General features: G+C 41.0%; 10 protein-coding genes and 2 tRNA genes. 7 read left to right on the forward strand and 5 right to left on the reverse strand.

Translation table 11 applies throughout. The annotated features are described in order from the left end of the window. Positions 1–25: 25 nt before the first annotated feature. Positions 26–667 (reverse strand): riboflavin synthase subunit alpha, encoded by a 642-nt coding sequence (locus tag Xbud_RS02745; protein ID WP_099134635.1) that lies wholly within the window; start codon positions 665–667, stop codon positions 26–28. A 240-nt stretch (positions 668–907) separates the two neighbouring features. Here Xbud_RS02745 and Xbud_RS02750 point away from each other — a divergent pair, with 240 nt between their 5' ends. From Xbud_RS02750 to Xbud_RS02775, 5 genes are all read left to right on the forward strand, one after another. Further along, entirely contained in the window at positions 908–2,281 is a 1,374-nt protein-coding gene (locus tag Xbud_RS02750; RefSeq protein ID WP_099134636.1) for an MATE family efflux transporter, read from the forward strand. 160 nt (positions 2,282–2,441) lie between these two features. Then, a tRNA-Val gene (locus Xbud_RS02755) sits at positions 2,442–2,518 on the forward strand. A 33-nt stretch (positions 2,519–2,551) separates the two neighbouring features. Continuing rightward, positions 2,552–2,628 (forward strand) — tRNA-Val (locus Xbud_RS02760). A 531-nt stretch (positions 2,629–3,159) separates the two neighbouring features. Then, complete coding sequence (pykF, locus tag Xbud_RS02770) at positions 3,160–4,569, forward strand: pyruvate kinase PykF (RefSeq protein ID WP_099134637.1); 1,410 nt, start codon at positions 3,160–3,162, stop codon at positions 4,567–4,569. A gap of 492 nt (positions 4,570–5,061) precedes the next feature. Beyond that, entirely contained in the window at positions 5,062–5,298 is a 237-nt protein-coding gene (locus Xbud_RS02775; protein WP_099134638.1) for a major outer membrane lipoprotein, read from the forward strand. 73 nt (positions 5,299–5,371) lie between these two features. On the opposite strand, the gene Xbud_RS02780 is transcribed toward Xbud_RS02775, so the two are convergent. From Xbud_RS02780 to ydiJ, 3 genes are all read right to left on the reverse strand, one after another. After that, the gene (locus Xbud_RS02780) at positions 5,372–6,436 is read right to left on the reverse strand and encodes a L,D-transpeptidase family protein (protein WP_099134639.1); all 1,065 of its coding nucleotides are present in this window, start codon (positions 6,434–6,436) and stop codon (positions 5,372–5,374) included. Between the two features lie 326 nt (positions 6,437–6,762). Further along, a complete protein-coding gene (locus Xbud_RS02785; protein ID WP_099134640.1) occupies positions 6,763–7,176 on the reverse strand; it encodes a hotdog fold thioesterase in 414 nt (137 codons plus the stop codon). Then, positions 7,173–10,259 (reverse strand): D-2-hydroxyglutarate dehydrogenase YdiJ, encoded by a 3,087-nt coding sequence (gene ydiJ / locus Xbud_RS02790; RefSeq protein ID WP_099134641.1) that lies wholly within the window; start codon positions 10,257–10,259, stop codon positions 7,173–7,175. Before ydiJ ends, Xbud_RS02785 begins: the two co-directional genes overlap by 4 nt. Positions 10,260–10,465: 206 nt before the next feature. Here ydiJ and ydiK point away from each other — a divergent pair, with 206 nt between their 5' ends. Next, positions 10,466–11,575 carry an AI-2E family transporter YdiK gene (gene ydiK / locus Xbud_RS02795; protein WP_099134642.1) on the forward strand — a complete coding sequence of 370 codons (1,110 nt, stop codon included), beginning with the start codon at positions 10,466–10,468 and terminating at the stop codon, positions 11,573–11,575. Positions 11,576–12,036: 461 nt separating this feature from the next. On the opposite strand, the gene ppsA is transcribed toward ydiK, so the two are convergent. Further along, a complete protein-coding gene (gene ppsA / locus Xbud_RS02800) occupies positions 12,037–14,415 on the reverse strand; it encodes a phosphoenolpyruvate synthase (protein ID WP_099134643.1) in 2,379 nt (792 codons plus the stop codon). A 239-nt stretch (positions 14,416–14,654) separates the two neighbouring features. Here ppsA and ppsR point away from each other — a divergent pair, with 239 nt between their 5' ends. After that, positions 14,655–15,518: a posphoenolpyruvate synthetase regulatory kinase/phosphorylase PpsR gene (gene ppsR, locus Xbud_RS02805; protein WP_099134644.1), complete on the forward strand. Its 864-nt coding sequence runs from the start codon at positions 14,655–14,657 to the stop codon at positions 15,516–15,518. The last annotated feature ends 24 nt before the right edge of the window (positions 15,519–15,542 follow it).

A 15,542-nucleotide genomic window follows, 5' to 3' on the forward strand; every position in this document is an offset into this window, starting at 1 on the left:
TTTTTATTAATATAAGTAACGTTAACTACTCTTCCAATTGGGATAATACTCTTTCCTGTTCTTTTTGCGCCATGAACCGTTCAACAGTATCTACAATTGCTTGTGTTTGCGGGTCAATTTCAATATTTACTTTTTGATCAATGCGTTTTTTGCCCAGTGTCGTACGTTCCAACGTTTCAGGAATCAAATGAACACAGAAACGATTATTCACGACATCTCCAATCGTTAGGCTGATCCCATCAATACCAATAAAACCTTTATGCAGGATATATTTCATTAACTGCTTATCATAAATACGGAACCATATTTCATGGTTATTTTCCGCAGTAAAAATTTTAGCAATTTCAGCCGTTGTAATGACATGACCGGACATCAAATGCCCACCAATTTCATCACCAAATTTTGCAGCCCTTTCCAAATTAACTAAATCGCCAATCTTAAGCTCGCCGAGATTAGTCAAGCGCAGTGTCTCTTTCATCAAATCGAAACTAATCAAATCGCCATCTATTTTAGTGACAGTCAAACAACAGCCATTATGGGAAACGGAAGCCCCCGTTTCAATTTCAGATAATAATTCAGCCGGAAATTTAACTACATGAGTCCGAAAGTGTATTTTTTCTTCAATAGCAACTATAGGCGCTTTTACCTGGACGATGCCTGTAAACATGGGAAACCTCTTTTATCGTTTTGCATGATAAGTTAGTGTAACGCACTCATCTCTTTTAGACACTATTCCGGTTGAGAGTTATCTTCGATTTGGCATAAATATCGTGCAACGATTGGCTTAATAAAATGAGTCCTATACAATACTTGAGTTAACAAGAGATTACTTTTCAAACAACTTCTTTTGCTCGCAAAAATGTTTCTTGTTCTTCTAATTAATTTTTAATCAAAAAAGGTGTAGTACGTGCAGAAATATTTAAATGAAGCGCGTAGTTTGCTCGCTCTGGGGATCCCCGTCATCATCGCTCAATTTTCACAAACTGCGATGGGTTTCGTAGATACAGTTATGGCTGGTAAAGCTGGCACAATCGAGATGTCAGCGGTTGCTATCGGGACATCAATCTGGCTGCCGACGATTCTGTTTGGTCAAGGCTTGTTGATGGCTTTAACACCAATCGTTGCACATATGAATGGCTCAGGCCAGAGAAAAAATGTCGCAAGTCAAATTCAACAAGGTTTTTGGCTAGCAACGCTCCTCGCTATTTTCATTATTACAATATTGTATAACTGCCGTTTCATTATAGAAGCGCAACATAATGTGGATCCTATCCTGGCACAAAAAGCTGTAGATTTTATTCACGCTATTATGTGGGGAACGCCTGGTTGCCTGTACTATCAGGTTTTACGCAGTCAGTGTGAAGGGCTGTCAAAAACCAAACCAGCAATGGTTATTGGTATTTTAGGATTATTGGTTAATATCCCCGTCAACTACATTTTCATTTACGGTAAATTCGGTGCACCGGAACTTGGTGGTGTGGGTTGTGGTGTTGCAACAGCAGCCGTTTACTGGGTAATGTTCCTGTTACTGCTTGCATATGTCAAACACTCACCTTCTCAGAAAGATATCCATACATTTGACAATTTTGCCCGTCCTAACTGGCATGCTCAAAAACGCATTACTTTGCTTGGTTTACCTATCGCTCTGGCTATGTTCTTTGAGGTTACATTATTTGCTGTTGTATCCCTACTGGTCTCCCCTCTCGGCGTAATTGCCGTTGCAGGACATCAAATTTCTCTCAATTTCAGCTCACTGATGTTTATGTTCCCGTTGTCATTTGGCATAGCGGCAACTATCCGTGTAGGTTATAACTTAGGACAGGAATCAACTGAAGGCGCCAAAATATCAGCTTATACCAGTCTTGTTGTTGGCTTGGTAATTGCTTGTATAACAGCAACCTTCACGATTCTATTCCGTGAACCAATTGCAATAATGTATAACAATAATCCTGAAGTTGTCACTTTGGCATCTCATTTGATGCTGTTTGCTGCTATCTATCAGCTTTCAGATTCAGTTCAGGTGATTGGCTCCGGGGTATTGCGCGGGTATAAAGATACGCGTTCCATTTTCTTTATTACTTTCATCGCATATTGGGGTTTCGGATTACCTAGTGGTTATATACTGGCATTGACCAACTATGTTACTGAGCCGATGGGGCCACAAGGTTTCTGGATTGGGTTTATTATCGGGTTAACTGTAGCTGCGATCATGATGGGCAGCCGGATTTGGTGGTTACAAAAGCAGCCTGATTATACTGTTCTGGCACATTCTACTCGTTAATTCAGTACATTAGATTATCATCTAAAGGGGAAAAAGTTGTAAATTCACACTGATAGATGTAAATGCGAGCAATCGAGCACGAATTTGCATTTTTCCCCTTGCCAGACAGCTCAGTGATCGTTAATATTCGTCCCCGTTGTCAGCCACAGAAATTTAGATTGCGTCCGTAGCTCAGTTGGTTAGAGCACCACCTTGACATGGTGGGGGTCGGTGGTTCGAGTCCACTCGGACGCACCAAATATCCGGTTGACAAAAAATTCATTTTTATGTGCGTCCGTAGCTCAGTTGGTTAGAGCACCACCTTGACATGGTGGGGGTCGGTGGTTCGAGTCCACTCGGACGCACCATATCTTTATAGTTTTTCTTTATTTTTTCGTTTTTAACTCTCTTCATTTCTAATCTGGTTATCCCGATGATTAGTTGTCATAAAATTGGTACTGGTTGTCCCATACTTATCCTCATACCTAACCGAAATAACAAATATTCGATTCGATACTATCGTGCAACAACTTACTGATTTTTCTAGCGTGTGCGTGAATATTTTTTATTCCTGTAACATAAATCTTTTCGAGAACTATTTTTTTAATTCATTTCACAGAAATTAACCTCTATAATACGCATTGTCATATGTTGAATGGTTTCAGCCAATTGATTTACCGAACTCAGAAAAAGTTACAGATGATTAATCGTTCCAAGTCCACATGTCCATACATGCCTGGCTTCATGAAAAACAACCATTTGACACTTTCTGCCACCCGTTTTCCATTATGTTGCGCAACTAAAAATGCCAAATTACAAAGCCAGATGATGCTAGCTTATAATGTCAATGGTTGGTGATTCACTTTTTTTAATTCATAAAAACCAGTAGATAGATTGTCATGAAAAAAACTAAAATTGTTTGTACTATCGGGCCGAAAACTGAATCCGAAGAAAAACTAACCGAATTGCTTAACTCAGGCATGAATGTTATGCGCCTGAATTTTTCTCACGGCAACTACGAAGAGCATGGCCAACGCATTAAAAATCTTCGTGCAGTTACTGCCAAAACCGGCAAAAAAGCAGCTATCTTACTGGATACTAAAGGCCCTGAAATCCGAACCATGAAGCTGGAAGGTGGTAATGATGTTTCTCTGACGGCAGGTCAGACTTTCACCTTCACAACAGATCAATCCGTCATCGGTAATAAAGAATGTGTTGCCGTAACCTATTCAGGTTTACCAGCGGATTTATCTGTGGACAATACAGTATTGATTGACGATGGCCTGATTGCCATGACAGTAAAAGATATCACCGAAACTGAAGTCATTTGTGAAGTGTTAAATAACGGTGAGTTAGGTGAAAACAAAGGCGTCAATCTGCCAAATGTTTCTATCAACCTGCCTGCACTGGCAGGAAAAGACAAGCAAGACCTTATCTTTGGTTGTGAGCAACGTGTTGATTTTATTGCAGCGTCTTTCATTCGTAAGCGTTCTGATGTTCTGGAAATCCGCGAACACTTAAAATCCCACGGTGGCGAACACATCCAAATCATTTCCAAAATTGAAAATCAGGAAGGTCTGAATAATTTTGATGAAATTCTGGAAGCTTCAGACGGTATCATGGTTGCCCGTGGTGATTTGGGTGTTGAGATCCCCGTAGAAGAAGTGATTTTCGCGCAGAAAATGATGATAGAAAAATGTAATTCTGCACGCAAAGTTGTCATCACTGCGACTCAAATGCTGGATTCCATGATCAAAAATCCACGCCCTACCCGCGCTGAAGCAGGCGACGTTGCCAATGCAATCTTGGATGGTACTGACGCAGTGATGCTTTCCGGCGAAAGTGCAAAAGGGAAATACCCTGTTGAAGCGGTCTCCATTATGGCAACTATCTGTGAACGTACAGATCGTGTCATGGGTAGTCGAATCGAAAATACTAAAACGCAGAAGTTGCGTGTTACCGAAGCGGTTTGCCGTGGTGCGGTAGAAATTGCTGAAAAATTGCAAGCACCTCTGATTGTTGTAGCGACTTATGGTGGTAAATCTGCAAGATCTATCCGTAAATACTTCCCTAATGCCCCTATTCTTGCACTGACTACCAATGAAATTACCGCTCGTCAATTGTTGCTGGTCAAAGGTGTCTCTACGCAAGTTGTCAAAGAAATTGCTTCTACCGATGATTTCTACCGTATTGGTAAAGAAGCTGCATTGGCCAGCGGTATGGCAAGCAAAGGAGAGATAGTTGTAATGGTATCCGGTGCATTAGTACCAAGTGGTACAACAAATACTTCTTCTGTTCATGTACTGTAATTATTTTTGAACACAAGACAAGCTGCCCAATTAATGAGCAGCTTGTCAAGCAAAAATAACTCCTGCCTTTTAGCCACACCTCAATAATAAACAAACGTTCACACTGAAATAATCCAAAACACTGAGCATAAAAAACACTCCGTTTATTTTAAAATCATTTATAATAATATTGGTTATAATAAAATCTCATTAGATTAATTTTCAGATACTGGTAGATAATTATTTGATATATTAGAAAAAATAGGCCGTTCTGGTTTATTTCATTCAAGCAGTGAAAACTGGAAGATACATCACGTATTGTTTGAGATTTTTCTGATTTAATTACTCATCGCACTATCGTTTTATTGCGATTATCTAAAAATTATTAACTTATTTTAGAATAAAAAACAGTAGAATTTGTTTCTCCCGACAAAAAATTATTCTCTTTCCAAAAAAGTTTGTGTAATAATTAGATAGCTACTTGGGGATTAACTTAATCTAGAGGGTATTGTGATGAATCGTACTAAAGTTGTACTTGGCGCAGTAATTCTTGCTTCTACTATGTTAGCGGGTTGTACAAGCCCGCCTAAAGTTGACCAGCTTTCCTCTCAGGTTCAAACTCTGGGTTCAAAAGTTGACCAACTGAGCAATGAGGTTAGCTCAATGCATTCTGATGTACAAACAGCTAGAGACGAAGCCGCTCGTGCGAATCAACGTCTTGATAACCAAGTTCGTTCCTACAAAAAATAAATTTGTAGTATATTCAAGAATGGCGTACTTACAAAAGTACGCCATTCTTTATGTTCCCAATTCACTATCTCAGTTAGGATTTAGTTTGATAGATTGGAGCAGGCTGGCTCAACGGTGGTAATTTAATGGGCTGAATATTGAGAGTCGCTTCTTCATGTTCTCCCATCAGCCTTGGGGACTCTTTTTTCTGCTTACCGGATGAAATAATTCCCTTATTGACTACCACAGGCATACCAGAACGACGAATTATTGCCTGATCTACCAAAACAGCATTCGTATTACTATTCTCAATAAATTTTAATAACCCTTCTGTACGCTTAATTGGTATTGTTTGAGGATCATCAGCATCTGTCTTTGAAAGTGGTTGATGAACCTCAACATAGCGTTTGCCATCTGGTTCTACCACATATTTGATTGGTTCATTAATAATCTGAACACGGGTTCCCTTCGGAACGTTGTAGAATAGTGCCTCAATGTCATCAGAGCGCAAACGGATACAACCCGAACTGACTCGCATGCCAATACCAAAATTCGCATTAGTACCATGTATCAGATATTCTCCACGCCCTGCTGCCAAACGCAGAGCAAAATCACCCATTGGGTTATCCGGGCCTGCGGGTATTACCGCTGGCAAGATAATACCGCGACTTGCATAATCTCTACGGATATTAGCAGTAGGTGTCCATGTCGGATGTTTGATTAACTGACTAACTGATGTCGTCATTGTTGGTGTATTGCGCCCAAGCTGCCCAATTCCAATTGGATAAACAATGACATGATCCTTTCCTTTTGGATAATAATAGAGTCTCAGCTCAGCCAGGTTAATGACAATCCCCTGACGGGGGGCATTAGGAAGCAACATCTGTGACGGAATAGTGAGTTTTGTACCGGGTTTGGGTAAATAAGGGTCAACATCAGGATTGGCTTCCAACATAGCCAGCAAACCTATTTGGTATTTGGTGGCAATGGTTTCCAACGGGAGACCATCATCAGGTACAACATAGATGGAGTTCTCACCAATCAGGCGACTGTTAGCAGGTGGTAGTGGATATTCCACTGCATAAGCTAGATTAGCTGCCCCGCAGAACGATAACATGCCGATCAAGAAAGTACTGATAAAAGTCAAAAATCGCTTCATACACACTTCCTCAATGTTATTTGAATGCCAGTGGTTAATTAATAGTCTATTCTGGGAGACTATTCTATTCCCTTTGCCACAATCAAAGCTAAATTTGAACAGTATTCAGACTACAACGCATCTTACAACTGATGGCAATGTAATTACACTAGACTAACATATCAATAGTCAAAATCTGACGTAAAACAGGCTATGTGTTATTTTCTGCCATATTCAGAATGAATTAGCTGAAACCAACCAAATAATCAGATAAACCCAAAAAGTTCCTGCCAACAAATATCAACAGGAACTTAAGCTAATCAATTTACGCTATAATTATTTGAATATTAATCTAAAATAGCTGTAGTCAGGCGGGATGTACAACATAATTGCTGTTGTCCGTTATAGATATCAATTTGCCAGACCTGATGAGTACGCCCAAGATGGATTGGTTTGCAGATCCCTTTAACTATTCCCCCGCGCACGGCTTTGATATGGTTGGCATTAATTTCTACCCCTACAACTTTCTGCTCTCCTTCAGAACAGAGATAACCGGCAAAGGAACCCAGAGTCTCAGCTAATACCACTGATGCTCCACCATGCAAAATACCAAATGGTTGTTTGGTTCGTTGGTCAACAGGCATTGTTCCCTCAATGAAATCATCTCCAAGCTGGGTAATTTCTATTCCGATATGCTTCAAGATACAATCAATACCAAATTGATTTAACATGTTTACATCTGGATGACGTTTCCAAATCACTGCATTATCTCCAATAAAGCTTGTAATGGGTGTTTAAGTACTTTTCCTTCTATGCGCTTCACCTGACTACGGCATGAATATCCAGTACTGAGGCAATGTTCCAAAGCCAGATTATTCAGTACAGACGCCCATGAAAGTTTGTAAATGCCAATCGAATTATCAAAGTTCTTTTTCTCATGACCATATGTGCCTGCCATACCACAACACCCCACATTGAGGTTGTTTAACTTGCAGCCAAAATGGTGAAAAATATCAATCCATTGTGTACCGCTATTAGGTAACGCTGTCACTTCGGTACAATGTCCCAATAAATACCAATCATGACTGAATGCTACATCGTTACGTTTTTCTTTTGAGGCAATTTCCGGCAACACATTCACCAGCCATTCGTGAACCAATTGAACGTTAAAATTTCCTCTCCGTTCGCCCAGAATATCTTTGTATTCATCCCGGTAACATAGAACGAAAGCAGGATCAACACCCACCATAGGAATATCCAGTTGTGCTACCCGGTTCAGGAAATCAGCCGTTTTCCTGGCAGTTTTGGCAAATTTATTTAAAAATCCTTTAACATGTTGTGCTTTCCCATTAGGAGAAAATGGTAACAACACTGGCTGATATCCGAGCTTTTCGACCAGCCGCACAAAATCAGTGACAACTTTTGCATCGTGATAACTGGTGAAAGGATCCTGGACGATAAGTACATGCTGCTTACGCTGGGTTGGAGATAACGTTTCGAGCTGTTCTAATGTCGTCCGGGCTGCATAATGACTTACGAATTGCTGCTGTAATGTCGGATAGGAAAGCTGTGGCAAATCAACCATACCAATAGTATGTTGACTGAGTTTTTGTAGCCATGGCTGCCGCAAGAAAAAGTTAAATACCCGAGGAGCCTTTGCCATTAACGGGGTACTGCTTTCAACATTGGCAACAATATGATCACGCAACGGGCGTAAATAACGGCTGTGATACAGAGCCAAAAACCGGGAGCGAAATGATGGTACATCAATCTTAATCGGGCATTGTGTTGAACAGGCTTTACATGCCAGACAACCCGACATCGCCTCTTTTACTTCATGGGAAAAATCATACTCTCCCCGCCATGCTTTCCAGCTATGACGCGTTTTCTCAATCAATCCACGCAAGCTTACTCCATGTAAACCGGATCGGGCCTGATCAAATCCTTGTTCTAATAACTTAGGTTCAACACCTTGCTCCGTTAGAAGCCGCAACCACTCCCTGACAAGGGTTGCTCTACCTTTAGGCGAATGAATGCGATGCTGGCTGATTTTCATTGAAGGGCACATCGGGCTTTTTACATCAAAGTTGAAGCACAGGCCATTGCCATTACATTCCATTGCTCCGCGGAATGTGCTTCTGACATTAACAGGAATAATTCTGTCATAAGTACCACGCTTAGCGGCATCGACCTGCATCATCGGGCCGTCTATTCCCATTGGCAGACAAATTTTTCCCGGATTCAACCTGTTGAGTGGATCAAATGCCGCTTTTACCCGACGTAATTCATCATACAGGACTTCACCAAAAAAAGCCGGACTGTACTCTGCCCGAAAACCTTTGCCATGCTCTCCCCATAACAACCCGCCATATTTAGCCGTCAAGTGGACTATATCATCGGAAATCTGCTTCATAAGAATTTCTTGCTGAGGATCGCACATATCCAATGCAGGCCGAACATGCAAAACTCCAGCATCCACATGACCAAACATACCATAATCAAGTTGATAGCTATCAAGAAGCTGACGAAATTCGACAATATAATCAGCAAGATGTTCAGGAGGTACACAAGTGTCTTCAACAAACGGGATAGGTTTAGCTGCACCTTTACTGTTACCCAACAATCCGACAGATTTTTTTCGCATGGCATAAATGCGTTCAATATCATCCAAGTGGTGGCAAGTCTGGTAACCGATAACACCTGCCTGATTGTTTACCATCAATTCATCAAGACGCAAGCAGAGAGAGTTAATCTGTTGATCGATTTGCTGTTCATCGTCTCCGCTGAATTCAACGATATTCAAGCCTTGCATATCTCTGTCTGGAACATCAGCAATCAATTCTTTCACTGAATGCCAAATAATATCTTCACGTGCGAGGTTGAGAACTTTTGAGTCTACTGTTTCAACAGAAAGCGCTTTGGCTTCAACCATAAACGGAGCATTACGCAGGGCTGAATCGAAAGAATCATATTTTACATTCACGAGCCGTCTGACTTTCGGCAATGGCGTAATATCCAGTGTTGCTTCGGTAATAAAGGCCAGAGTGCCTTCAGATCCCGTTAATATGCGCGTCAGGTCAAATGCTTGCATATCATCACTATAAACATGACGCAAATCATAACCTGTCAGAAATCGATTGAGTTTCGGGAACTTCTCAATAATTAATTCCCGTTGCTCACGACAACGCTCAAGTACCGTTTTATAGACATGGCCGATAACCGATTTTTCTTCCGCAATCGATTCCGCCAGTGTTGTGCTCATAGGGCGGGTATCAAGTATTTCTCCTCCCAATAAAACAGCACGGACACCAAGTACATGATCTGACGTTTTACCATACACTAACGACCCCTGACCGGATGCGTCGGTATTGATCATCCCGCCTAACGTAGCACGATTACTGGTTGATAATTCAGGAGAGAAAAAATAACCGAAAGGTTTTAGGTATTGATTGAGTTGATCTTTAATAACACCTGCTTCAACTTTAACCCAGCCTTGTTCTGGATTAATTTCCAGAATTCTTTTCATATACCGGGACATATCTACAACAATACCATTGTTGAGGGCTTGACCATTCGTACCCGTTCCCCCACCTCGGGGGGTGAATGTCAGAGAACGGAAGCGTTCTTCTCCTGCAATCCTCGCCAACAATGCGACATCGGCACTGGAACGCGGAAAGATAACCGCTTGTGGTAACAACTGATAAATACTATTATCTGTCGCCATAGTCAGTCTATCTGCGTAATTGCTGGCAGTATCGCCAGTAAAACCAGTTTCCTTTAATACAGTCAAATATTCCTTTACCAGTTCACTGACTTGGGGGGCTTGTGGTATACGTGGGATCATTGGCTCATTGCCCCTTTTTCTAATAAGTGTCCACATTGCTTTATTTATATACTACTTTAATCGTCAATTCAGACAGGGATCTGAACAGGCAGTTTTTCAACAATATCACAATATTTAACAATTTTGAGCAATCTGTGAAATAACGTTATATTTATTTACCATTGTTGATTCTGACAATATTTTCAATTGCCGAGAGAAATCATTTCATGGAAAAATCGCAACCACACCACGATTTACCCAAACTGCTATTTGTACTGTTCTTCATTTTACTACTCATTACGACCAGCTTTTGGGTTTTGAGTCCATTTATTTTGGGATTCATCTGGTCAGGAATGGTGGTTATCGCAACTTGGCCATTAATGGAAAAAATACAACAACGTTTATGGGAAAAACGCTGGATCGCAGTTTCCATCATGACACTATTATTGATTTTATTATTTGTTATCCCCATTGCCTTGCTGGTTAGCAGCCTGCTGGAAAACAGCGCACCACTAATTGCATGGGCAACATCTCCATCCAATATACATCTGCCTCAATTGGAATGGCTCAATAAAATCCCGTTCATTGGTAATGACTTATATCTTAAATGGCAAGACACCATTGCTGAGGGCAGTAACATGCTTCTGGCCAAAATTCCTCCTTATATTGGTAAAGCAGCAACATGGTTTTTTGCTCAGGCCGCCAATGCAGGCCGTTTTCTGTTTCACTTAGCACTCATGGTACTGTTCAGTGTCCTGCTTTATTGGAAAGGTGAACACGTCATGCTGGGCATTCGCCATTTCGCCATCCGACTGGCAGGCAAACGTGGTGATGCTGTTGTACTACTGGCTGCTCGCTCCATCCGTGCTGTTGCTTTAGGTGTGGTTGTTACAGCACTCATACAGGCTATCGCAGGCGGAATTGGGTTAGCAATCGCAGGTATACCTTATGCAATGATCCTAACAGTCATAATGTTTGTACTCTGTGTTGCTCAATTAGGCCCTTTACTCGTCCTTATCCCATCCATTGTTTGGCTTTATTGGACAGGAGAAACAACCTGGGGAACTATTTTAGTTGTCTGGAGTTTAATTCTGGTCACGATGGATGGGGTTCTTCGCCCTTTCCTTATTCGCCTCGGTGCCGATTTACCTATGGTTTTAATTCTTACCGGTGTTATCGGAGGTATACTTTCACTGGGTGTGATTGGATTATTTATCGGCCCGGTGGTATTAGCTGTTTCTTATAGCTTATTGCTGGCCTGGATGGATGAGATTCCTAAACCTGAAAATAAAACAGAACATATAGAACAATATTTCAAAAAAGACCATATACAATAATAAACGATAGCGCGGAATATGATTTTTCCGCGCAATTATCATTAAAGTAAACATATAATCTTATTTCTATAGAAACTCATCCCGCCAGTAAATAAATCCTTCAAAAATTTGTTACAAAAAAGTTGTTTTTTAGTTTTGTTTTTCTAATTCTGATTTATTAAGAGAATTCTTAATGAATAAACTCACTTATTAAATTAATATTCTTTTCATCGAAACAATGTTTCCCATGAATTGCTGTCCTAGTTTGTATACGCCACAAATTGGGATAAGTGAAGTAATATATATTGCTGTGTGTAGTCTTTGCCTGTCAGCCCATGATAGGCTTTTTTTTTGGGGGGAAAAATTTCCATTATCTCTATATATAATATATCGCCCATGTTAAAAAAGATTATGCTACAAAGAACAAAAAGCCTGAAAATATTTTTAACAGGCTTTTTATTTCATACCTGAATAAGCTGTGATTAATCATTTCCTGCTAAAGAAATCCAGGTTTTTACAACGGTATCAGGATTCAATGATAAACTGTCAATCCCTTCTTTCATTAGCCATTCAGCGAAATCTTCATGATCAGAAGGCCCTTGACCACAAATACCAACATATTTACCTTGTCGCTTAGCTGCCTGAATTGCCATAGAAAGTAATTGTTTCACTGCATCATTACGCTCATCAAATAATTCAGATACGACACCCGAATCACGATCTAATCCTAATGCTAATTGAGTCATATCATTTGAGCCGATAGAAAAACCATCAAAATACTCAAGGAATTGTTCCGCTAATAATGCATTTGATGGAATTTCACACATCATGATGACTTTCAACCCATTCTCACCACGTTTCAAACCCTGTAATGCCAATTCTGAAATTACAGCTTCAGCCTGTGCTACTGTACGTACAAATGGGATCATCACTTCGACGTTAGTTAACCCCATAACATTACGCACTCGTTTGACCGCTTCACATTCCAGAGCAAAACATTGACGGAAATTGTCAGAAACATAGCGACCAGCACCACGGAAACCAAGCATCGGGTTTTCTTCGTGTGGTTCGTATAAATCACCGCCAACTAAGTTCGCATACTCATTAGATTTAAAGTCAGACAAACGTACAATAACACGCTTAGGCCAAAATGCAGCTGCCAACGTCGCAATACCTTCCGTCAAACGTCCGACATAAAACTCAACAGGATCATCATAACCTGCCATTAATAATTTAATCTGTTCCTGTAGTTCAGAGGATTGTTCGGAAAACTCAATCAGGGCTCGGGGATGAACACCAATCATGCGGTTTATAATGAATTCCAAACGTGCCAGACCTACACCTTCATTCGGCAGGCAGGCAAAATCAAACGCCCGATCCGGATTGCCTACATTCATCATGATCTTGACATCCAACTTTGGCAGTTCATCAACCTGAGAACTTTGGATGCTGAAATCCAGTTTATTCTGATAAACGAAACCGGTATCCCCTTCAGAGCAAGAAACAGTCACTTGTTCACCTTCTTTTAAGCGTTCTGTCGCGTCACCACAACCCACTACCGCAGGAATACCCAATTCACGAGCAATAATAGCAGCATGACAAGTACGACCTCCACGATTGGTAACAATCGCCGCCGCTTTTTTCATGATTGGTTCCCAATCTGGATCGGTCATGTCTGTCACCAATACATCCCCTGCCTGGATACGATCCATTTCGCTGAGATTGTGGATAACTTTAACCGTACCAACACCGATTTTGTGCCCAATCGCACGGCCCTCCACCAACACACGACCCTGTTCATTCAGTTGATAACGTTCCATCACCTGCTGATTTGAACGGACTGTCTCAGGACGTGCCTGTACAATATATAGCTTGCCATTGTACCCGTCTTTCGCCCACTCAATATCCATCGGCCGACCATAATGTTTTTCAATCAGTAAGGCTTGCCTTGCCAATGCTTCAACTTCACTGTCAGTAAGAGAGAAACGATTGCGTAACTCCTCAGAGACATCTTCTGTACGTACCTGCTGACCATGCTCTTTGCTGTCTGCATAGACCATACGTATTTTTTTGGAGCCCAAATTGCGACGGACGATCGCAGGGTGGTTATTTTTTAATGTAGGTTTATGGACGTAAAACTCATCAGGGTTCACTGCTCCCTGAACAACCATCTCACCCAAACCATAGGCAGATGTAATAAACACGACTTGATCAAAACCAGACTCAGTATCAATCGTAAACATCACACCTGATGATGCCAGATCGGAACGCACCATACGCTGTACCCCGGCTGATAATGCAACACCACGGTGGTCATAGCCTTGATGGACACGGTAGGAGATGGCACGATCGTTGAAGAGAGATGCAAAGACATGTTTAATGGCAATCATCACGGCATCAATGCCCTGCACATTTAAAAAAGTCTCTTGCTGCCCGGCAAAAGAAGCATCCGGCATATCCTCAGCAGTCGCAGAGGAGCGGACAGCGAAAGAAGCATCCGACTCACCTTCAGACAATTGTAAGTAAGCATCCCGGATATCTTTTTCCAGTTGTGCCGTAAATGGTGTATCAATCACCCACTGACGGATCTGTACGCCTGCCTTAGCTAATTGATTAACATCATCAACATTAATTTCATCCAGTAATTGATAAATACGCTGGTTAACACCGCTTTGTTCCAGAAAATCATTAAATGCCTGTGCAGTCGTAGCGAAACCATTGGGGACAGATACACCAAGATCAGCCAGATTAGTGATCATTTCGCCAAGAGAGGCGTTTTTACCACCGACCCGATTAACATCATTCATGCCTAATTGGTTATACCAAAGCACATTACATGGGGTGAGGCCATTATTGGACATTGAAACTATCCTTTTTACATTCGGAGGTACAAATCAGAAAATTAAGGCTGTTTTTTACAACAGGAAATAGCCTAGCACAATGTTTTGCTACATATTGAAAGGTGAATCGATCAACCCAACAATATTATTTTTTTACGCGTATAATTTGGAACGTAAGCTATAGCTGTAATTTGTAATAAAAACGATTCAGCTAATATTTTGATAATACCCTATAAACTCAACAAGAAAAGAAAAACACAATGATAGAGATCCAACTCCCTCAGACTCAGGACAATGAAACTCTGGAACACAGTGTATTTTTCATTTCCGATGGCACAGCAATTACGGCAGAAGTTTTGGGTCATGCTGTATTGTCCCAATTCCCAATTACTATCACGTCTTATACCTTACCCTTTGTAACCAACAAAATAAGAGCAGAAGAAACCAGGAGCCAGATAAATACCATCTATCAGGCAACACAAATCAGGCCACTAGTTTTTTATTCCATCATTTCCAGTGAAGTTAAAAATATTATCACCAGCAGTGAAGGTTTTTGCTTGGATATTGTCCAGACTCTCGTAGCACCATTGCAGCAAGAAATCGGACTGAAACCCAAACCTGAATTACACCGTACTCACGGTTTATCTAAGAAAAATCTGAGTCAATATGATGCCCGTATCGCAGCCATTGATTATACCCTCGCACACGATGATGGGGTTTCATTACGCAATCTCGATCAGGCTCAGGTGATTATTCTGGGTGTATCCCGCTGTGGAAAAACACCCACCAGCCTCTATCTTGCCATGCAATTCGGCATTCAAGCCGCAAACTATCCTTTCACCGCTGATGATATGGATAATCTGCAATTGCCTGCCGATCTAAAACCTTTCCAGCAGAAATTATTCGGATTGACAATAAGCCCGGAAAGGCTGGCTGCTATCCGGGAAGAACGGAGAGAAAATAGTCGTTATGCTTCATTACGGCAATGTCGGATCGAAATTGCTGAGGTTGAAGCTCTATTCCGCAAAAACAAAATTAATTATTTAAATACCACCAATTATTCTGTCGAAGAAATTTCAACCAAAATTATTGACATTATGGGATTGAAACGGCGCATGTTCTGATCCCGGAAATACCAGCATATCTCA

The sequence above is a fragment of the Xenorhabdus budapestensis genome (assembly GCF_002632465.1).
GTDB lineage: Bacteria > Pseudomonadota > Gammaproteobacteria > Enterobacterales > Enterobacteriaceae > Xenorhabdus > Xenorhabdus budapestensis.